This is a genomic window from Nostocoides japonicum T1-X7, from assembly GCF_001046855.1.
Classification (GTDB): Bacteria; Actinomycetota; Actinomycetes; order Actinomycetales; family Dermatophilaceae; genus Nostocoides; species Nostocoides japonicum.
The window spans coordinates 2,189,549-2,207,100 of sequence record NZ_HF570958.1 but is presented as its reverse complement, the minus strand read 5'-3'; the positions used below and the strand labels follow the sequence as shown (position 1 = coordinate 2,207,100).

Annotated in this window: 19 protein-coding genes, 1 tRNA gene and 2 pseudogenes; 4 read left to right on the top strand and 18 right to left on the bottom strand. The window is 71.7% G+C overall.

What is annotated here, in order from left to right:
• Both BN12_RS09845 and BN12_RS09840 read right to left on the bottom strand, forming a co-directional pair.
• On the bottom strand, positions 1-569 hold a 569-nt coding region (locus BN12_RS09845; RefSeq protein ID WP_235432361.1), incomplete at its 3' end, for an IS3 family transposase.
• A complete protein-coding gene (locus BN12_RS09840) occupies positions 566-877 on the bottom strand; it encodes a transposase (RefSeq protein ID WP_048554510.1) in 312 nt (103 codons plus the stop codon). The genes BN12_RS09840 and BN12_RS09845, both read right to left, overlap by 4 nt.
• A gap of 227 nt (positions 878-1,104) precedes the next feature.
• Here BN12_RS09840 and BN12_RS26685 point away from each other — a divergent pair.
• Positions 1,105-1,329 (top strand): annotated as a pseudogene (locus tag BN12_RS26685) (zinc ribbon domain-containing protein); the annotation flags it as partial.
• Positions 1,330-1,641: 312 nt separating this feature from the next.
• Here the strand turns inward: BN12_RS26685 and BN12_RS24430 are convergent.
• The 6 genes from BN12_RS24430 to BN12_RS09815 all read right to left on the bottom strand — a co-directional run bounded on the left by BN12_RS24430 (position 1,642) and on the right by BN12_RS09815 (position 3,987).
• A complete protein-coding gene (locus BN12_RS24430; protein WP_157635434.1) occupies positions 1,642-1,806 on the bottom strand; it encodes a hypothetical protein in 165 nt (54 codons plus the stop codon).
• Positions 1,807-1,834: 28 nt separating this feature from the next.
• Positions 1,835-1,907 (bottom strand) — tRNA-Ala (locus BN12_RS09835).
• A 176-nt stretch (positions 1,908-2,083) separates the two neighbouring features.
• On the bottom strand, positions 2,084-2,698 hold the full coding sequence (locus BN12_RS09830; protein WP_048552066.1) for a histidine phosphatase family protein: 615 nt from the start codon (positions 2,696-2,698) through the stop codon (positions 2,084-2,086).
• Complete coding sequence (rsfS, locus tag BN12_RS09825) at positions 2,695-3,093, bottom strand: ribosome silencing factor (RefSeq protein ID WP_048552065.1); 399 nt, start codon at positions 3,091-3,093, stop codon at positions 2,695-2,697. The genes BN12_RS09830 and rsfS overlap by 4 nt, the downstream gene beginning before the upstream one ends.
• The gene (nadD, locus tag BN12_RS09820; RefSeq protein ID WP_048556240.1) at positions 3,080-3,739 is read right to left on the bottom strand and encodes a nicotinate-nucleotide adenylyltransferase; all 660 of its coding nucleotides are present in this window, start codon (positions 3,737-3,739) and stop codon (positions 3,080-3,082) included. The genes rsfS and nadD overlap by 14 nt, the downstream gene beginning before the upstream one ends.
• A 29-nt stretch (positions 3,740-3,768) precedes the next feature.
• Positions 3,769-3,987, bottom strand: a complete 219-nt coding sequence (locus BN12_RS09815) for a hypothetical protein (RefSeq protein ID WP_157635433.1) — start codon at positions 3,985-3,987, stop codon at positions 3,769-3,771.
• A 745-nt stretch (positions 3,988-4,732) separates the two neighbouring features.
• On the opposite strand from BN12_RS09815, the gene BN12_RS09810 reads away from it, so the two are divergent.
• Positions 4,733-5,821 carry a glycosyltransferase family 2 protein gene (locus BN12_RS09810; RefSeq protein ID WP_083454542.1) on the top strand — a complete coding sequence of 363 codons (1,089 nt, stop codon included), beginning with the start codon at positions 4,733-4,735 and terminating at the stop codon, positions 5,819-5,821.
• On the opposite strand, the gene BN12_RS09805 is transcribed toward BN12_RS09810, so the two are convergent.
• The 4 genes from BN12_RS09805 to BN12_RS09790 form a co-directional block, all read right to left on the bottom strand.
• On the bottom strand, positions 5,772-6,455 hold the full coding sequence (locus BN12_RS09805) for a class I SAM-dependent methyltransferase (RefSeq protein ID WP_235432553.1): 684 nt from the start codon (positions 6,453-6,455) through the stop codon (positions 5,772-5,774). The genes BN12_RS09810 and BN12_RS09805 overlap by 50 nt on opposite strands.
• A gap of 84 nt (positions 6,456-6,539) precedes the next feature.
• On the bottom strand, positions 6,540-7,832 hold the full coding sequence (locus tag BN12_RS09800; RefSeq protein WP_048552059.1) for a glutamate-5-semialdehyde dehydrogenase: 1,293 nt from the start codon (positions 7,830-7,832) through the stop codon (positions 6,540-6,542).
• 184 nt (positions 7,833-8,016) lie between these two features.
• Positions 8,017-9,363, bottom strand: a complete 1,347-nt coding sequence (locus BN12_RS09795; protein ID WP_048552057.1) for an MFS transporter — start codon at positions 9,361-9,363, stop codon at positions 8,017-8,019.
• Positions 9,360-10,601: a M20 metallopeptidase family protein gene (locus BN12_RS09790; protein ID WP_048552055.1), complete on the bottom strand. Its 1,242-nt coding sequence runs from the start codon at positions 10,599-10,601 to the stop codon at positions 9,360-9,362. Before BN12_RS09790 ends, BN12_RS09795 begins: the two co-directional genes overlap by 4 nt.
• 115 nt (positions 10,602-10,716) lie before the next feature.
• On the opposite strand from BN12_RS09790, the gene BN12_RS09785 reads away from it, so the two are divergent.
• The gene (locus BN12_RS09785) at positions 10,717-11,733 is read left to right on the top strand and encodes an Lrp/AsnC family transcriptional regulator (RefSeq protein ID WP_048552053.1); all 1,017 of its coding nucleotides are present in this window, start codon (positions 10,717-10,719) and stop codon (positions 11,731-11,733) included.
• A 15-nt stretch (positions 11,734-11,748) separates the two neighbouring features.
• On the opposite strand, the gene BN12_RS23390 is transcribed toward BN12_RS09785, so the two are convergent.
• Both BN12_RS23390 and BN12_RS26680 read right to left on the bottom strand, forming a co-directional pair.
• Positions 11,749-12,351: a DUF4352 domain-containing protein gene (locus tag BN12_RS23390; RefSeq protein ID WP_053079996.1), complete on the bottom strand. Its 603-nt coding sequence runs from the start codon at positions 12,349-12,351 to the stop codon at positions 11,749-11,751.
• Positions 12,352-12,447: 96 nt separating this feature from the next.
• Positions 12,448-12,549: pseudogene (locus BN12_RS26680) on the bottom strand (DUF2510 domain-containing protein); the annotation flags it as partial.
• Between the two features lie 216 nt (positions 12,550-12,765).
• On the opposite strand from BN12_RS26680, the gene pdxY reads away from it, so the two are divergent.
• A complete protein-coding gene (gene pdxY, locus BN12_RS09775) occupies positions 12,766-13,620 on the top strand; it encodes a pyridoxal kinase PdxY (RefSeq protein WP_048552051.1) in 855 nt (284 codons plus the stop codon).
• A 150-nt stretch (positions 13,621-13,770) separates the two neighbouring features.
• Here the strand turns inward: pdxY and proB are convergent, their stop codons facing one another.
• The 4 genes from proB to rplU form a co-directional block, all read right to left on the bottom strand.
• Positions 13,771-14,922, bottom strand: coding sequence for a glutamate 5-kinase (proB, locus tag BN12_RS09770; RefSeq protein ID WP_048552049.1), 1,152 nt, complete (start codon positions 14,920-14,922; stop codon positions 13,771-13,773).
• Positions 14,912-16,435 carry a GTPase ObgE gene (obgE, locus tag BN12_RS09765; protein ID WP_048552047.1) on the bottom strand — a complete coding sequence of 508 codons (1,524 nt, stop codon included), beginning with the start codon at positions 16,433-16,435 and terminating at the stop codon, positions 14,912-14,914. Before obgE ends, proB begins: the two co-directional genes overlap by 11 nt.
• Before the next feature lie 221 nt (positions 16,436-16,656).
• Entirely contained in the window at positions 16,657-16,923 is a 267-nt protein-coding gene (rpmA, locus tag BN12_RS09760; RefSeq protein ID WP_048552046.1) for a 50S ribosomal protein L27, read from the bottom strand.
• 40 nt (positions 16,924-16,963) lie between these two features.
• A complete protein-coding gene (gene rplU / locus BN12_RS09755) occupies positions 16,964-17,272 on the bottom strand; it encodes a 50S ribosomal protein L21 (RefSeq protein WP_048552045.1) in 309 nt (102 codons plus the stop codon).
• Positions 17,273-17,552: the final 280 nt, after the last annotated feature.

Below are 17,552 nucleotides of genomic sequence, written 5' to 3'. Positions count from 1 at the left end.
CCGCTGGTGTCGCCGTCGCGGAAGGTGACCGCGCGGCGCAGCGCGGTCTCGACCAGGTCGGTGTGCAGGGTGTCGGCGAAGGCGTACCCGATGACGCGGCGGGAGCAGCCGTCGCGGACCGCGGCCAGGTACAGCCAGCCCTGCCCCGTGGCCAGGTAGGTGATGTCGGAGGTCCACACCACGTTCAGAGCCTCCTGGTCGAAGCGGCGGCCGACCAGGTCGGGGATGGCGTGCGGGTTGGCGTCCGCCAGGGTGGTGACCGGCCGCCACGGGCGCGGGCTGATCCCACGAATGTCGTTCTCCCGCATCAACCTCGCGACCGTCTTGACCGAGACGACCTCACCGGCCTCGCGCAGGTCCGCGGTGATCCGGGGCGCCCCGTTCACCGCGTCGGAGGCGTCGTGGGCGACCTTGATCTTGCCCAGCAGGTCAGCCCGGCGCGCCTGCCGAGGACCGGGCGCCGCGTCCCGTCGGGCCGCCCACGCGTAGTAGCCGGACCGGGACACCCCCAGCAGCTCGGCCATCCGCCCGATGGTATGCCTCGTGGCGGCCTTCTCCCCCTCGATCACCGCGAACGCCCGCTCGGGCTCGAGGTCTCCGTGGCGAAGAAGGCCGCTGCTTTTTTCAGGAACTCCCGGTCCATCCGCAACTCGGCGTTCTCCCCGCGCAGCCGCTCCAGCTCGGCCCGCTCATCGACGTCCAGCGCCGCCGGCGGGTCCACCATCCGCGACCGCTCGATCGCGACCCACCGCCCCAGCAGCTGCTCCCCGACCCCGATCTCCCGCGCCACCTGCGCGATCGTCCGACCGGTGTCGATAACCAGACGCGCAGCCTCCTGCCGGTACTTGGGGGTGTAACTCTTCCTCTTGGCACCCATCAGGGCATCCTCTCCTGCCAGGCCCAAGGCCCAGCCGGTCAGGATGTCCACGAAACCGGGTCAACCTCAACACGGGCCCAGGTGGTGGTCTCTACACGGGGCCTGGGGCGGGGCCTACGCTGGCCCTTCCAGCCCGACGCTGCGGAGGAACTGGCCACCAATCCCGATCCTGCTGGATTACCTGCGGCAACGCGGGTTGTCCTCCCAACCTGGCCACCTGGCATCGGGTGCAGTCGATCCTCGACACCGCGAAGAAGGCCCGAGCACGCAAGCGCATCCACGACCACTACCTCAAAGGGTCGCTGTTCTGCGGGGCGTGCGGCGCCCGGTTGCAGCTCGACTTGCCCACGAACAAGCAGGGCATCCAATCTGCCTACTTCTCCTGCAGCGGCCGCCGCACCCGCAAGACGAAATGCACCCGTCGTGCAATCCCCGTTGCCGTCGCTGAGCAGCTCGTTGCCGACTGCTACTCCCGCATCAGCATCAACGAGGCTCAGTACGTCGGCCTCGCCAAGAAGGTCGAGCAGGCATTCGATGAGCGGTTCGCGGCACGCTCCGATGAGCTGGCGGAACTCGCCGCGAACCGGCGCAGGCTCGAAGCCGAGTCCGACAAGCTCCTGGCCGCGCACTTCGCCGACGCCATCGACCTACCCACCCTGAAGCGCCACCAAGACCGCATCCGAGCGGGCCTGGCTGACATCGACCGCCGCATCACCGACGAACACGACCAAGACCAAGGGCCGCGCAAGCAGATCAACAAGGCCCTACGGCTGCTGATCGACTGCCAGCGGCTCTACAAGACCACCGACGCCCATGGGAAACGCCTCGCCAACCAGACCTTCACCACCGGCATCGACATCGACGAAGACGAGGAGGCAACCCTCCGCCTCGCGGAACCCTTCGCCGCAACGACAGGCCAGAACACCCATGTCAGGAGTTCGACTACCTCTGAAATTGTGGAGCTGAGGGGACTCGAACCCCTGACCCCCTCCATGCCATGGAGGTGCGCTACCAGCTGCGCCACAGCCCCGAGTTTCCCCGGTGGGACGTCCCGCACGGGACTGCGGAAGTGTAACCGTTCGACGGGGTCAACCACCAAATCGCACGCACCATGGGGCGCTGACCCCGGTTCGAGGTGCCCGGTGACCACGAGAAGGGACGGACACGGCGAACCACGAGGGGCCGGACGGGACGAGAGGGCGACCGTCAGGCGGAGGCGTTCCAGGTCCTCAGCCGCCAGCCCTGACCGGACTCGACGACCTCGGCCCAGTGGCAGTTGGACAGGCCGGCGAGGCGCTGCCAGGCGAGGTCCTGCGGTATGCCGATGAGCTCGGCGACGACGGCGCGGCCGGACACGCCGTGGGTCGCGATGACGACGGTCTCCCCCGGCGCCATCGAGGGAAGGAGCTCGTCGAGGGCCTCCCGGACCCGGCGGGCGACGTCGGTGATCGACTCTCCGTCGACGCCCCGCTTGAAGTCCTCGCCGCGGTCGTGCATGGCCCGCTCCTCGGGGAAGCGCGCCCGGACCTCGTCGTTGGTCAGGCCCTGCCACTGCCCGGCATGGATCTCCCGCCACCGGGCGTCGAGGTCGATGGGGATGCCGCAGGCCCGGGCGACGTCGCGGCCGGTGTCGGCGGCCCGGGACAGGTCGGAGGCGAGCACCCTCGTCGGGTGGAAGTGGACGAGGGCGGCGGCGGCGGCGAGGGCCTGCGCGTGGCCCTTGTCCGACAGCGGCGCGTCGAGCTGGCCCTGCCAGATCCCCTTGGCGTTGTGGCCGGTCTGGCCGTGCCGGAGGACGATGACCCGGCGGACGGCGCTCATCGCCGGCCGGTCCGGCGCTCGTCCGCCGGCCGGCGGTCCGGGAGCTCGAGGTCGATGTCGGGACAGTCCTTCCACAACCGCTCGAGGTCGTAGAAGTGGTGCTCGTCCTGGTGCTGGACGTGGACGACGACATCGCCGAAGTCGATGAGGACCCAGCGGCCCTCGCGCTCCCCCTCGCGCCGCAACGGCCGGGCCCCGAGGCGGCGCAGCGCCTCCTCGACGGCGTCGACGATCGCGCCCACCTGTCGCTCGTTCGACGCGGAGACGACGAGGAACACGTCGGCCAGGGGCAGGTGGTCGCTCACGTCGATGCCGGCGACCGTGAGGGCCAACTTGTCGTCGGCCGCCGCGGCGGCGGCTCGGGCGAGCTCGATCGAACGCTCAGTGGCTGGCACTGGTCTCCTTCTGCGGCAGCAGGCCCGCCGCCTCGACGGCCGCCTCGGCGGACGGCGGCGCCGGGGTCGGCACCTGCTCGGGCGGCATGGCATACAGGCCGTACTTGCTGATGTACTGGACGACGCCGTCGGGAACGAGGTACCAGACGGGGTGGCCGGCCTCGACACGGGCGCGGCAGTCGGTCGAGCTGATCGCCATGGCCGGGACCTCCATGAGGGTGACCCGGTCCTCGGGGAGCCCCTTGTCGGTCAGCAGATGGCCCGGACGGGTGACCCCGACGAAGTGGGCGAGGTCGAAGAGCCGGTCGGCGTCCTTCCACGAGAGGATCTCGGCGAGCGCGTCGGCGCCGGTGATGAAGAGCAGTTCGTCGGACGGCCGCTCGGAGTGCAGGTCGCGGAGGGTGTCGATGGTGTATGTCGGACCGTGCCGGTCGATGTCGACGCGGCTCACCGTGAACCGCGGGTTGGATGCCGTCGCGATGACCGTCATGAGGTAGCGATGCTCGGCCGGGCTCACCCCCTCGTCGGCCTTCTGCCACGGCTGGCCGGTCGGCACGAAGACGACCTCGTCGAGCCCGAACCGGCTCTGCACCTCGCTCGCGGCAACGAGGTGGCCGTGGTGGATGGGGTCGAACGTGCCACCCATGACCCCGAGACGCATGTGCGGGGGGTGCCTCAGTGGTGTCCGGAGGGGCCCGCGCCGTGACCGTGACCGTGACCGAAGTCGTGGGTCTCGCCCGTGTCGCGGATCTTGTTGGCCGTCCCGCGGAAGGACCAGAGGACGAGGAGCCCGAGGGCGAAGAGGGCCAGCGCGATCCCGCCGTACATGTAGGGGTTCATCGGCAGCTCGCGATGGACCTCGCCCTCGGTCACGAGGTGGACAAGCGTCGTCATGGCCCTCAGCGTACCCGCCGCGACGAATGCCATGCCGCGGCCCACCGTGGACACGATCCGTCTCAGATGTTGAGACGGAGGGATCGGGACACGATGCGGCTTGTCCACCGGAACCGTGCACAGGCGTGTGCACAACGACCCGCCCGGACCACGATTGCCCTGTGGACGACCCTGTGCGTCGCCGGTGGACAGCCGTGGGCCGGCGAGAGCGGGGCCGGCACCCGTTGCGGGCGGCCCGGGGCGCGAGTAGAACACTCGATACGCATTCCTGCGGGGCCCGGCCGGGAGACCGGCGAGACGCCGTGGGAGGCAGGCAGCACCGGATAACGGGAGAGCCGACCACCCGGCGGCCGTGAGGTCCCTGGGTGGAAGGGCGACGAGGGTCACCTCGACGCATCGCGTGCGACGACGCGGTCCACCCCCGAGCCCGTGGTGCCTGGACTGCGGAGTCCACGCCGAGGGTCCGCCCGACGCGTCGGCTCCCCACCGTCGCAGGACCGTTGCACCCCGCGGGGTTCGGCGGGAGCAGTCCACCCGGCGGTCCTCACGCCTCGTGCGCGAGACGCCGCCGTCCCGGTGGTCGCGGGGCCTGCCCCGAGGCCGCCACCGGTGCCGACGCGGGTGCATTCCCGATCGGCGCCCTGGGGCCCCCCGATCTCATACGTCGGGGGGCCCTCGCTCACGTCGGGGGCCTCCCCCACGGCTGCGGAGTCTCCCTCCGGGAGGGCGGCCTAGGGTTGGCACCATGCGGCCGCAGCTCAGCATCGTCGTCCCGATGTTCAACGAGGAGGCCGTGCTGCCCCTCCTCGTGCAGCGGCTCCGCCCGGTGGCCGACGGGCTGGACACGGCATACGAGATCGTCGCCGTCGACGACGGCAGCCGCGACGCGACGCCCGTCCTCCTCCAGCGGATCGCGCGCGAGTGGCCGCAGCTGCGGGTCGTCAGGCTCCGGGCGAACGCGGGGCACCAGGCGGCGATCAGCGCGGGCCTGGCCCGCTCACGGGGCGACTACGTCGTGACCCTCGACGCCGACCTGCAGGACCCTCCCGAGGTTGTCGGGCAGATGCTCCGGATCGCTCGCGAAGAGGGGGTCGACGTCGTCTACGGCGTCCGGGAGGACCGGTCGACCGACACCGCCTTCAAGCGCCTGTCGGCGCGCGCCTTCTACGGCGTCATCCGCAGGCTCTCCGGCCTCCACGCGCCGACCGACGCCGGCGACTACCGGCTCATGTCCCGGGCGACCGTCGACGCGGTCAACGCCCTCCCCGAGCACGGCCGGGTGCTGCGGTTCGTCGTGCCCGCGCTCGGGTTCCCCTCCGACACCGTCGGCTACACCCGTGAGCAGCGGGCGGCCGGCCGGTCGAAGTACTCCCTCGGCAGGATGATGCGGCTGTCCCTCGACAGCGTGACCGGCTTCTCCATCGCCCCCCTGCGTGCCGCGACCTGGCTCGGCCTCGTCGGCGGCCTCGCGGCGCTCGTCGTCGTCGCCTACGCGGTCGTGAGCCGGTTCCTCGGTATGACGACTCCGGGGTGGACCTCGACGGTCGCCGTCGTCGCGGGCATGGGTGCCGTCCAGCTGCTCTGCCTCGGCATCCTCGGGGAGTACGTCGGGCGGACGTATGCCGCGCTCCAGGCCCGGCCGGCGTACTTCGTCGCCTACGACTCGCTCGAGGTTCCCGACGGCGGCACCGCGCCGGCGGGCGCGGACGGCGGTCCGGCACGGACCGACGCTCGCGGTGGTCCCGCCCCTGCCGGCGGTCGAGCGCCGTCCCAGACCACCGAGGTCAGGGCCGATGAGCCCGCACGAGCAGGGACACCCCCGGCAGGCCCGTGACGGGCAGGTACCGCTCGGCGGCGATGACGCAGCGCAGACCGAGGTTGACGACGGGGTGGACGTCGTCGAGGTCGCTGCCGGTCGTCGAGCGGCGTCGGACCGCCACCACAGGGCGTAGCAGGACGTTCCACGACAGCATGGCGTCGATGGTGAGGCCGGCTCCGGCGACGAGGTCGCCGACCGTCTCGCGGGTGTAGCGGCGCACGTGGTCGACGGCCTCGTCGTGGGCCGACCACAGCCGCGGGTCGCACGGCACGGCGACGAGGAGCGTGCCGCCGGGGCGCAGCACGCGGTGGATCTCCGCGGCCGCCGCGGCGTCGTCGACGATGTGCTCGAGGACGTCGAAGGCGACGACGAGGTCGAGGCTCGCATCGGCGACCGGCAGGGCCGTCGCGTCGCCCCGGAGGCTCTCGAGGCCACGCTCGTGGGCCACCTGCGCGCCGTCGGGGCCGTACTCGAGGGCCACGGCGTCCCAGCCGTGCTCGACGAGCACGCGCGTGTTACCACCCCCCGCGGCGCCGATGTCGAGGGCGGTCCCGGGCGGCAGACCGTGGATGGCCCGTCGGATGAGCCGTCGGCGCTCGCGGTACCACCAGTGCCGGTGCTCGAGCTCGACGAGCTTGCGGACCTCCATGCCTTCCACGGGCGGACATCCTCTCAGACGCTCCGCCGGCGACAGTGCCGCGCTGCCCACCGGTCGAGAGTCGGGGTGCCCGCGTCAGGCGCGGATCTGACCGTCGCCCTCGACGATCCACTTCGTCGAGGTGAGCTCCGGCAGCCCCATCGGGCCGCGGGCGTGGAGCTTCTGGGTGGAGATGCCGATCTCGGCGCCGAACCCGAACTCCCCTCCGTCGGTGAAGCGCGTCGAGGCGTTGACCATGACGGCGGCCGCGTCGACCTCGCTCGTCCACCGGCGCGCAGCGGCCCGGTCCTCGGTGACGATGGCCTCGGTATGCCCCGTCCCGTGCTCCCGGACGTGGGCGAGGGCCGCGTCGAGGTCGTCGACGACGGCGACGCTCATCTCGAGGGCCAGCCACTCCCGGTCGAGGTCACCCTCGACGAGGGCCTCGGCGGCGACCCCGGCCTGCGCGGCATACGCCCGCGCCGCGTCGTCGGCGTGGAGGGTGACGCCCGCCCCGGCGAGCTCGGCCGCGGCCTTCGGGAGAAACTCGGCCGCCACGGCCCGGTGGACGAGCAGGGTCTCCGCGGCGTTGCACACGCTCGGCCGGTGGGTCTTGGCGTTGGCGGTGATCGCGAGGGCCTCGGCGAGGTCGGCGGCGGCGTCGACATAGACGTGGCAGACCCCGACCCCCGTCTCGATGACGGGCACCGTCGACTCGGTGACGACCGACCTGATGAGTCCCGCCCCGCCGCGCGGGATGACGAGGTCGACGAGGCCACGGGCCGTCATGAGCGCCTTGGCCGCCTCGTGACCTCCACCGTCGAGGAGGTTGACGGCGTCCTCGGGGAGCCCCTGCGCGGCGAGGGCGCGGCGCAGGGTCGCGACGATGGCCCGGTTCGTGGCCGCAGCCGACGAGCCGCCCCGGAGGATGACGGCGTTGCCGCTCTTGAGCCCGAGCCCGGCGGCGTCGACCGTCACGTTGGGGCGCGCCTCGTAGATCATCCCGACGACGCCCATGGGCACCCGGACCTGGCGGATCTGCAGGCCGTTGGCGAGGGTGGACCCGCGGACCACCTCGCCGACGGGATCCGGCAGGCGGGCGAGGTCCCGGAGCGCCTCGGCGCACGCGGCGACGCGGGCCTCGTCGAGGGTGAGCCGGTCGAGCAGTCCCTCGGTGAGCCCCTCCTCCCGGCCCCGGGCCACGTCCTCGGCGTTGGCCGCGACGATCGCGCCGGCATCGTCGAGCAGGGCGTCGGCCATCGCCTCGAGGGCGGCGTCCTTCTCCACCCTGGTGAGGAGGGCGACGGCGCGCGATGCCTCGCGCGCCGCGGTCGCGAGGTCCGCGACGACGGCCTCGGCCTGGCGGTCCGGCGGGGTCTGGGTCGTCATGCTCCCAAGGGTATGCCGGGTGCGGGGGTCGCTCTCCCGGCCGGCCGGCTCCTGCCCCTGGGACCGTCGGCGTCCGGTACCCCCGACGAGCCCCGGCGCCGCCGGTCCCCCTGGACCGGACGGCGCCGAGGCTCGTCAGCGCGGACGCGAGGTGCCCACCCGGCTCAGGCGGGCCACGCCCTGTTCAGGCCGGCTCCACCTGCGCGGAGGTGGAGCGCTGCTGGCCCTCGACGTGGCGCAGATCGATGCCCTTGGTCTCCTGGAGGGACCAGACGGTGATGATGGAGACGACACCCAGCGCCATCGCATACCAGTTGAAGGCGTTGGGGACGCCCTTCTCCGCAAAGAAGGTCTGCAGGTACGGCGCCGTGCCTCCGAAGAGCGCGACGGCGATCGAGTACGGCACCCCGAGGCCGGCGGCCCGGATGTGGGTGGGGAACATCTCGGCGAACACCGCCGGCCCGATCGAGACGAAGGCGCCGATGAGGATGAGGGCGATGGTCATCGAGACACCCAGCCTGACGACACTGTTGCCGATGAGGTTGTTGAGCGGGATGAGGAGGACGACGAGCACGGCCGTCCCGGACATGATGACCGGCCGCCGGCCGACGCGGTCGGACAGCCGGCCCCACAGCGGGAGGACGGCGATGAAGATGACCTGCGCGAAGACACCGGCCCACAGCGCGCCCTTGGCGTCGATGCCCCGGTTGCTGATGGCATACGAGGGAGCCGAGACCGCCCAGACGTAGTAGATGACCGTGCCGCCCACCGTGAGGCCGATGACCTTGAGGAGGAGGACGGGGTGGTCGAGGATCTGTCGGACGAGGGACGGCTTGAACTCCTCCGACTCGATCTCCGCCTCCGCCTCCACGAAGGTCTCCGTCTCCTCCATCTTCATCCGCATGTACATCGCGAAGAAGCCGAAGATGCCGCCGAGGATGAAGGGGATGCGCCAGCCGAAGGACGTCATCTGGTCCTTGTCGAGGAAGGACGCGAGGATCGCCCCGAGGAGCGTCCCGACGAGGACGCCGGCCGTGCCGGACACGTAGATGAGGCTCGACCAGAGCCCTCGACGCTCCTTCGGGGCCATCTCCGACAGGTAGGTCTGGGCCGCGGGGAGCTCGCCGCCGTGAGCCAGGCCCTGGCAGAGCCGGGCGGCGACGAGGATGACGGGCGCGAGGATGCCGATGTGGTGGTAGGACGGCGTGAGGCCGATGACGAGGCTGCCGCCGGCGGCGAGCGCGACGGTGAGCATCATCGACAGCTGCCGGCCCTTGCGGTCGGCGACGAAGCCGAAGAGGAAGCCGCCGATCGGCCGGGCGACGAAGCCGACGGCGAAGACGGCGAGCGTCTTCAGGACGTCGGACCCCTGCGAGGAGCCGTGGAAGAACTGCGAGGCGAAGAACGCGGTGAAGGTCGCGTAGATGCCCCAGTCGTACCACTCGAGGGCGTTGCCGGCCCCGATGCCGAAGATCGTCCGGGCGCGGGACTGGGCCGGTGCGGCGTCGTCGCCGTAGGCGCGGGTGCTCATGCGACGCTCCTCTCACGCGCCGTGACGTCGAGGCTGGAGGTGGCGAGTGCGGCATACACGGCCGTGGCGTCGCCGAGGACCGCGTCGTCGAACTCGGCCCGTGGCGAGTGGTTCATCGGCGCGCGCGTCGGGTCGAGTCCCGGCATACACGCGCCGAGGCCGACGAACGCCCCGGGGACGGCCGCGAGGACGCGGGAGAAGTCCTCCGAGCCGCTGACCGGCTGCTCGAGGCCGACGTAACGATCCTCGCCGACGAGCTCGCGGATGACGTCGGCGGCGAAGGCCGCCTGCTCGGCGTCGTTGACCGTGAGCGGGTACTCGGCGATGAAGTCGTACTCGACCTCGACGCCGTGGGCCTGGGCGACCCCGCGGAGGACCTGGTCGATGCCCTCGGCGAGCAGGTCCGCGCTCGGCTCGCTGAACCGGCGGACCGTCGCCTCGAAGCGGGCGGTGTCGGGGATGACGTTGCGCTTCGTCCCGGCCTCGACGAGACCGACGGTGAGGACGACGGGGTCGAAGATGTCGAACCGGCGCGTCACCATCGTCTGCAGCGTCGTGATCATCTCGGCCATCGCGGCCACAGGGTCCTGGGCGTGGTGCGGTGCGGAGCCGTGGCCGCCCGCCCCCTTGACGGTCACCGTGAGCCCGTGGGACGCGGACAGCATCGGCCCCGGCTTGCCGACGAAGACGCCCGAGGGCATGAGGTTGGAGAAGACGTGCATCCCGAAGGCGTGGTCGACGCGCCGTCCGGACGCCTCGAGGACGCCCTCGCGGATCATCACGCCGGCGCCGTCCCAGCCCTCCTCTCCGGGCTGGAACATGAAGACGACGTCGCCGGCGAGGGCGTCGCGGTGCTGGCTGAGGACTCGGGCCGCACCGACGAGCGCGGAGGTATGCAGGTCGTGACCGCACGCGTGCATCGCGCCGTTCGTCGAGGCGAACGCGGTGCCGGTCTCCTCGACGACGGGCAGGGCGTCCATGTCGCCGCGGAGCAGGACGGTGGCGGTGTCGGACGCGGCCCGACCGCCGCCGCGGAGCACGGCGACGACACTCGAGGTGTCGGTTCCGGTCGACACCTCGAGCGGAAGCCCGGCGAGGGCGGCGAGGACGCGCTCCTGGGTCCGGGGCAGCTGAAGCCCGGTCTCGGGAGTGCGGTGGAGATCTCGTCGGAGCGCGACGAGGTCATCCTGGAGCGATCGGGCGTCGTCCCTGATCGCGGTGAAGGACGGGGTGGTCATGGGCAGGGCCTCCGGGGGAACGGCGGGGTGGATGCGTCAAGTGTTCCCGACTGCGCCACATAGTGGGATGAATGACACGGTTTCGATCATTGACAGGTCTGTCAGAATGAGAATCGTGCAGCATCCCCTCGATGAGGGGGATCTGACGCTCATCCATGCGCTCCAGATCCGCCCGCGGGGCACGTGGTCGGAGCTCGCGTCGGTGCTCGGCGAGAGCGGCCCCACCCTGGCCGCTCGCTGGGCCCGGCTCCGCGCGGACGGGGCGGCCTGGATCACCGCATACCCGCTCGCCGACACCGTCGTGACGGCCTTCGTCGAGGTCGACATCGTTCCGGGCCTCATGCACCAGGTCTGCGCGGTCCTCGACGTCTCGCCCTGGGCGGGCACGATCGAGTATGCCGCTCGCGGCCGGGATCTCCTCGTCACCATCTTCGCCAAGGACTTCGCGCACCTGTCCGAGATCCTGCTCGACGAGCTCGGCGAGATCCCCGGAGTCGCCCAGTTCCGCACCCACATCGCCGCGCGGATCCACGTGGAGGGCTCTCGATGGCAGCTCGGCGCCCTGGGGCCCAGGGAGCGGGCCGCCCTCCGCGTCCTCCCGGACGCCCGCCCGCCGTCGTCGATCAGCCTCCGGAAGCCGACGTATGCGCCCCTGCTCCTCGAGCTGGCCCGCGACGGGCGCGCCACGGCGGCCGACATCGCCTCCCGGATCGACCGGCCGGCGTCGACGGTGCGCCGTCAGCTCGGCACGCTCCTGCGCAGCGGCGGCCTCGTCTTCCGGTGCGAGATCGCCCAACGGCTCACCCGGTGGCCCGTGACGGTCACCTGGTGGTGCCGGGTGCCCGCCTCGGCCCTCGACGACGTCGTCGAGAGGGTCCGGCGGGAGCCACGCGTCCGGCTCTGCATGACGATCACGGGCACCTCGAACTTCCTCCTCACGATGTGGACCGCCTCGATGACCGACCTCATGGCGTCCCAGCGGTGGCTCGAGGACTGCCTCGGCCCGTCGTCCTCGATCGCCGACACGGCGGTGACCCTGCGGACCCGCAAACGCCTGGGCTGGATGGTCCATCCCGACGGCCGGGCCACCGGCGTCGTCTACCCGCCGACCGTCGCCCTGGTCGGCGAGTGAGGCCGACCGGCCGCCTTACAGGGTGACCTTGACACCGCCGGAGAACATCGAGTCGTGAAGTTCGAGCTTCACCAGCGTGGCCCCCTTGGGGATGTCGAAGTACACCTTTCCCTTGACAGAGTTGCCAGGGTTGATCTCCTCCCACAGCACCTGGGACTGGTTGTCGTACATGGATGCCTCGGCGTCCGCTGAGAACTTCCGGCCTTTGGCATCGAACGCGTACTGGTTGTCGGCGAACATCGACTGTGGGGCGTCGCCGATGTTCTTCACCGAGAGATTGACGGCGCAGAACTGACCTTGGGCCTTCTTGCCGAGGTACTGGTCGCCCACCTCCTTGATTCCGCACTTGACCGATCGGACGACGAACTCGAACTTGCCGTCACGCGCCTTGTCGCCCACGCCGGGCCCCTTCTTGGACGGCGAGGACGTCGTCGCGCGGTCGACCGGCTCCGGCGAGGCTGCCTTCTTCTTGGCCTTCGGTGCCGTCGTGGTTGACGAGCTGGCTCCTTGGGCGTCGGCATTCGTGGAGCCGCTCCCGCCGAGGGAGCTGAACACCTGCACGAGAACGACGATGGCGACGACTCCCGCGACAACCAGGAACCAGGCGCGCTTGTACACGGGCTTCTTTGCACGGCTAGGCCCCTCAGGGCCACCGACGGGTGGCGGGGGCGTGCCGGGGGATGTCGACCCAGGCTGCGGGGAGGGGGGTGACACGTCCTTCGGGTGCCGGTGCTCGGTCCAGTGGTCTCCATCCCACCAGCGAAGCTGGTCGGGCGCGTTGGGGTCCTGGTACCAGCCGGGCGAAGCGGACGTCATGAGTTACCTCCTGAGAAGTGTGGTGGGTCCGATGGCAATCCCCTCACCAGATCGGATTATTCGTACTTTAACGGATCTAAATCCGCATAGTGCGGGATCCGGATAATCCACTGATACATCACACCACGGAGGGCGAGGAGCTCACGGTGGGGCAAGTCGTCTCAGTGCCTCTCGATGTGGGAGCCTTGTTCGAGCGCCCGATGGGAGGATCGACAGATGACGACGATCCTCTCGATCCAGTCCCACGTCGCATACGGCCACGTGGGCAACTCCGCCGCGGTCTTCCCGCTCCAGCGTCTCGGGGTCGAGGTGTGGTCGGTGCCCACCGTCGTCTTCAGCAACCACACGGGATACGGGGCGTGGCGCGGTCCGCTCGTGCCGGCGGACGACGTGCGCGAGGTCGTCCTCGGCATCGAGGAGCGCGAGGCCTTCGGCGAGGTCGACGCGGTCCTGTCCGGCTACCAGGGCGGGCCGGAGATCGGGGGCGTCATCCTCGACGCGGTCGCCCGGGTCAAGGCGGCCAACCCCTCGGCGATCTACGCGTGCGACCCTGTCATGGGCAACGCGAAGAGCGGCTGCTTCGTCGACCCCGCGATCCCCGACCTCCTCCGCGAGCAGGTCGTCCCCCGCGCCGACCTCATCACGCCGAACCAGTTCGAGCTCGGCTTCCTCACCGGCACCGAGCCCCGGACGGCGCAGGAGACGCTCGACGCCGTCGAGAAGGTGCGCGCGCTCGGTCCGTCGATGGTCCTCGTCACCTCGGTCGAGCAGCCGGACGCTCCCGAGGACACCCTGGAGATGATGGCCTGTACGCCGCGGGGCGCCTGGATCGTCCGCACGCCGCGGCTCCCGATGAAGGCCAACGGGTCGGGCGACGTGACGGCGGCCCTCTTCACCGCCCACCTGCTCCAGACCGGCGCGGCGGAGGTCGCCCTCGCCCGGACGGCGAGCAGCGTCTTCGACCTGCTCCGGTCGACGCTCGAGTCCGGGCGTCGCGAGCTCCAGCTCGTCCAGGCCCAGGAGGCCCTCGCCCACCCCCAGATGCAGTTCGAGGTCACCCGGCTCGCCTGACCACGGGAGGTACGACGCGCGGGACGCCTGGTGCACACGCCCCGATCGGGTGCCAGATCGCCAAGGTTCGGCGGGGGCGGCATACGAGGACGGGCCCGGCAGGTGGTGCACACGCCCCGATCGGGTGCCAGACCGCCAGGGGGCGACCCGTCAGAGGATGACGAGGTCGTCGCGGTGGATGACCTCGCGCTCGTACTCGGGACCGTAGGCGCGGGCCAGCTCGCGAGTGCTCCGGCCGAGGAGCTTCGGCAGCTCCGCCGAGGCGTAGTTCACGAGCCCGCGGGCGACGACGGTGCCGTCCGGGCCGCAGACGTCGACGGCGTCGCCGCCGCCGAAGCTCCCCTCGATGGCGACGACCCCGGCGGGCAGGAGCGAGGTGCGGCGGTGGGTGAGCGCCCGGACGGCGCCCTCGTCGATGACCAGTCGCCCGCGGGCCGTCGTCGCGTGCGCGAGCCAGAGCTTGCGGGAGGCCCGGCGTGTCGCGCTCGGCGCGAAGACGGTCCCGACGTCCGCCCCGGCGAGGCCCGGCACGACCTGCTCGGCGGAGGTGAGGAGGGTCGGGATGCCCGCGGCGCCGGCGATCGACGCCGCCTCGACCTTGGTCAGCATGCCGCCGCTGCCGACCGCGGAGCCGGTCCCGCCGATCTCGATGTCGTCGAGGTCGGCGGCGGTCGCGACGAGCGGCACGCGGCGCGAGCCGGCACGGCGCGGCGCGCCGTCGTAGAGCGCGTCGACATCGGTGAGCAGGACGAGCGCGTCGGCCCCGACGAGGTGCGAGACGAGGGCGGCGAGCCGGTCGTTGTCGCCGAACCGGATCTCCTGCGTCGCGACCGTGTCGTTCTCGTTGACGACGGGGACGATGCCGAGCTCGAGGAGCCGGTCGAAGGTGCGCTTGGCGTTCGTGTAGTGACTGCGCCGCGTCACGTCGTCGGCGGTGAGGAGCACCTGGCCGACGGTGAGCCCGTGACGGGCGAAGGCGTCCTGGTATGCCGCGAGGAGGGCGCCCTGCCCCACGCTCGCTGCCGCCTGCTGCATGGCCAGCTCCCACGGCCGCTTCGCGAGGCCGAGCGGTCCGAGCCCGGCGGCGATGGCGCCGGAGGAGACGAGGAGGACCTGGGAACCGGTCAACCGGCGGGCGGCGAGAGCGTCGACGAGCGCGTCGAGCGCCGGCCGGTGGAGACGACCGCCGCCGGCACCGGTCAACGACGAGGACCCGACCTTGACGACGACCCGCTGGGCCGTCGCGATCCGGCCTCGGTGCGGCGGGGCGGCGACCTCGACGTCCGAGGTGTCACTCGTCATCGTCGTCGCCCGCCGTCGCCCAATGCCCCGCGCGGCGCTCCGAGGCGAGCTCGTCACGGGCCGCCGTCTGGGCGTCCTTGCGCTCGTGGAACTCGCGTCGCTTGTCGCCGCGGGTCGGGCGGTGGCCCTCGTCCAGCCGGACGTCGGTGCCCCGCGGCCCGGCGAGCAGCTCGGCCCCCGAGCTCAGGGTCGGCTGCCAGTCGAAGACGACGGCGTCGTCCTCCGGGCCGATGAGGACGGTGTCCCCGGCGACGGCACCCGCGGCATACAGCTCCTCCTCGACCCCGAGCCGGCTCAGCCGGTCGGCGAGGTAGCCCACGGCCTCGTCGTTGGAGAAGTCGGTCTGCCGGATCCACCGGGTGGGGCGCTCGCCGATGACCCGGAACACGTCGCCGTCCGGCGTCGGCTCGCGCCGCACGACGAAGCCGCTGTCGTCGACGGCCCGGGGGCGGAGGACGACGCGGGGGGGCTCGACGACCGCGATCTCGGCCCGCGCCCGCGCGACGTGCCGGGCGAGCGCGAAGGTCAGCTCCCGAAGCCCCGTGTGGGCGACGGCGGACACGACGAACACCTCCAGGCCGCGGGCCTCGAGGTCGGGCCTGACCATCTCGGCCAGCTCGCGGGCCTCGGGCACGTCGGCCTTGTTGAGGGCGACGATGCGGGTGCGCTCGGAGAGCGGCTGGCCGCCGAGGGTGGCATCCGGGACGTATGCCGCGAGCTCCTTCTCGATGACCTCGAGGTCGGTCATCGGGTCGCGCCCGGGCTCCAGCGTCGCGCAGTCGACGACGTGGACGAGGACGGAGCAGCGCTCGACGTGGCGGAGGAACTCCAGACCGAGCCCCTTGCCCTGGCTCGCACCGGGTATGAGACCGGGCACGTCGGCGACGGTGAACCGCTCGCTGCCGGCGGTGACGACTCCGAGATTGGGAACGAGCGTCGTGAAGGGATAGTCGGCGATCTTCGGCCGGGCCGCGGACAGGACCGAGACGAGGGAGGACTTGCCGGCGCTCGGGAATCCGATGAGCGCGACGTCGGCGAGCGACTTCAGCTCGAGGACGACGTCGAGCCGCTCCCCCGGCTCCCCGAGGAGGGCGAATCCCGGGGCCTTGCGCCGCGGCGAGGCGAGCGCCTTGTTGCCCAGGCCGCCGCGTCCCCCACGCGCGACGGTGAACGACGTCCCCGGGCCGACGAGGTCGGCGAGCACCTCACCGTCGGTCGTCGTGACGACCGTGCCCTCGGGGACCGGCAGGACGAGGTCCTCGCCGTCGGCGCCGTCCCGCTCGTCGCCGGCGCCCGGGCGGCCGTTCGGGGCGGACCGGTGAGGGCTGCGGTGGTAGTCGAGCAGGGTCGTGGACTGCGGGTCGACGACGAGGACGACCGAGCCGCCCCGGCCGCCGTTGCCGCCGTCCGGCCCGCCGAGCGGCTTGAACTTCTCCCGCCGGATCGAGGCGACGCCGTGGCCGCCGTCACCCGCCGTGACGTGGAGGACGACGCGGTCGACGAAGGTCGTCATGACCGGGATCCTCTCTGTCGGTTTCGGTTCGCTCGGCGGTTGCCGGATGCTTCCGGGGTATGCGGGTGGCTGCCGTTGACCGGCGCCCAGGGACGGGGCCGCCTCGTCGGGGTCCGGGGGGGCGGACGACGGAAGGGGCGGACGACGGAAGGGGCGGGACCGACGTGCGGCCCGCCCCTTCCGATCGTCGGGGGCCGGGAACGTGCTCCCGGCCGTCCCGGTCACTCCGCGGCGGCCTCCGCCGGGACGATGTTGACGACCTTGCGGCCGCGGCGCGAGCCGAACTCGACCGCGCCGGGGACGAGGGCGAACAAGGTGTCGTCGCCACCGCGACCGACGCCGTCGCCGGGGTGGAAGTGCGTGCCGCGCTGGCGGACGATGATCTCGCCCGCGCCCACGACCTCGCCGCCGAAGCGCTTGACGCCGAGCCGCTGCGCGTTGGAGTCGCGCCCGTTGCGGGTCGAGGACGCACCCTTCTTGTGTGCCATGTCAGTTGGGCCTTTCTCGAAAGTCGGAGGTGAGCCGGTCTCAGGCTTCGATCGCCGTGACCTTGACCTGGGTCAGGTGCTGACGGTGACCCTGGCGCTTGCGGTACCCGGTCTTGTTCTTGTACTTGAGGATCGTGATCTTCGGTCCCTTGGCGGGCTTGACCACTTCGGCGGTGACCTTCACCTTGGCGAGGGCCGACGCGTCGGAGGTGACGGAGCTGCCGTCGACCACGAGAAGGGGGGTCAGCTCGATCGTCGAGCCCGCCTCACCAGCGACCTTGTCGATGATGAGGACGTCGCCGACGGAGACCTTCTCCTGACGGCCGCCTGCGCGCACAATCGCGTACACGGTTGTCTCACTTTCGTCTTTCGGGTGACACGCTCTCTGGGTGACCGGCTGACAGCTACCCTGCGGCGCAGGACGTCGGCTCGGTGAGCGCACCAACGGGCAAGGCTACCGGCCGTCCTGGGCGCCGTCCAAATCACGCTCCGTCCGGCTCCTCGGCCGCCCTCGGCACCGAGGTCGTCTCCACCGCCGGCGGCGGTCCGGCAGGTGCGACGACCCGTCCGCGCCGTCGGCGAGGCCGCTCGCTGACGGCGCTCGGGGGCTCGTATGCGATGCCGGCGGG

What these genes read in the sequence shown, in the direction of transcription:
- BN12_RS09815 (WP_157635433.1), bottom strand. Translation starts at nt 3,987, where the DNA reads ATGACGACGCTTGTCCACCTCGTGACCGAGGGCGAGGTCCATCGCGAG.
- BN12_RS09810 (WP_083454542.1), top strand. Translation starts at nt 4,733, where the DNA reads ATGCGGCCGCAGCTCAGCATCGTCGTCCCGATGTTCAACGAGGAGGCC.
- BN12_RS09790 (WP_048552055.1), bottom strand. Translation starts at nt 10,601, where the DNA reads ATGACCACCCCGTCCTTCACCGCGATCAGGGACGACGCCCGATCGCTC.
- BN12_RS09840 (WP_048554510.1), bottom strand. Translation starts at nt 877, where the DNA reads ATGGGTGCCAAGAGGAAGAGTTACACCCCCAAGTACCGGCAGGAGGCT.
- BN12_RS09795 (WP_048552057.1), bottom strand. Translation starts at nt 9,363, where the DNA reads ATGAGCACCCGCGCCTACGGCGACGACGCCGCACCGGCCCAGTCCCGC.
- BN12_RS09830 (WP_048552066.1), bottom strand. Translation starts at nt 2,698, where the DNA reads ATGAGCGCCGTCCGCCGGGTCATCGTCCTCCGGCACGGCCAGACCGGC.
- BN12_RS09800 (WP_048552059.1), bottom strand. Translation starts at nt 7,832, where the DNA reads ATGACGACCCAGACCCCGCCGGACCGCCAGGCCGAGGCCGTCGTCGCG.
- obgE (WP_048552047.1), bottom strand. Translation starts at nt 16,435, where the DNA reads ATGACGACCTTCGTCGACCGCGTCGTCCTCCACGTCACGGCGGGTGAC.
- pdxY (WP_048552051.1), top strand. Translation starts at nt 12,766, where the DNA reads ATGACGACGATCCTCTCGATCCAGTCCCACGTCGCATACGGCCACGTG.
- BN12_RS09805 (WP_235432553.1), bottom strand. Translation starts at nt 6,455, where the DNA reads ATGGAGGTCCGCAAGCTCGTCGAGCTCGAGCACCGGCACTGGTGGTAC.
- nadD (WP_048556240.1), bottom strand. Translation starts at nt 3,739, where the DNA reads ATGGGTGGCACGTTCGACCCCATCCACCACGGCCACCTCGTTGCCGCG.
- rpmA (WP_048552046.1), bottom strand. Translation starts at nt 16,923, where the DNA reads ATGGCACACAAGAAGGGTGCGTCCTCGACCCGCAACGGGCGCGACTCC.
- BN12_RS24430 (WP_157635434.1), bottom strand. Translation starts at nt 1,806, where the DNA reads ATGGGTGTTCTGGCCTGTCGTTGCGGCGAAGGGTTCCGCGAGGCGGAG.
- proB (WP_048552049.1), bottom strand. Translation starts at nt 14,922, where the DNA reads ATGACGAGTGACACCTCGGACGTCGAGGTCGCCGCCCCGCCGCACCGA.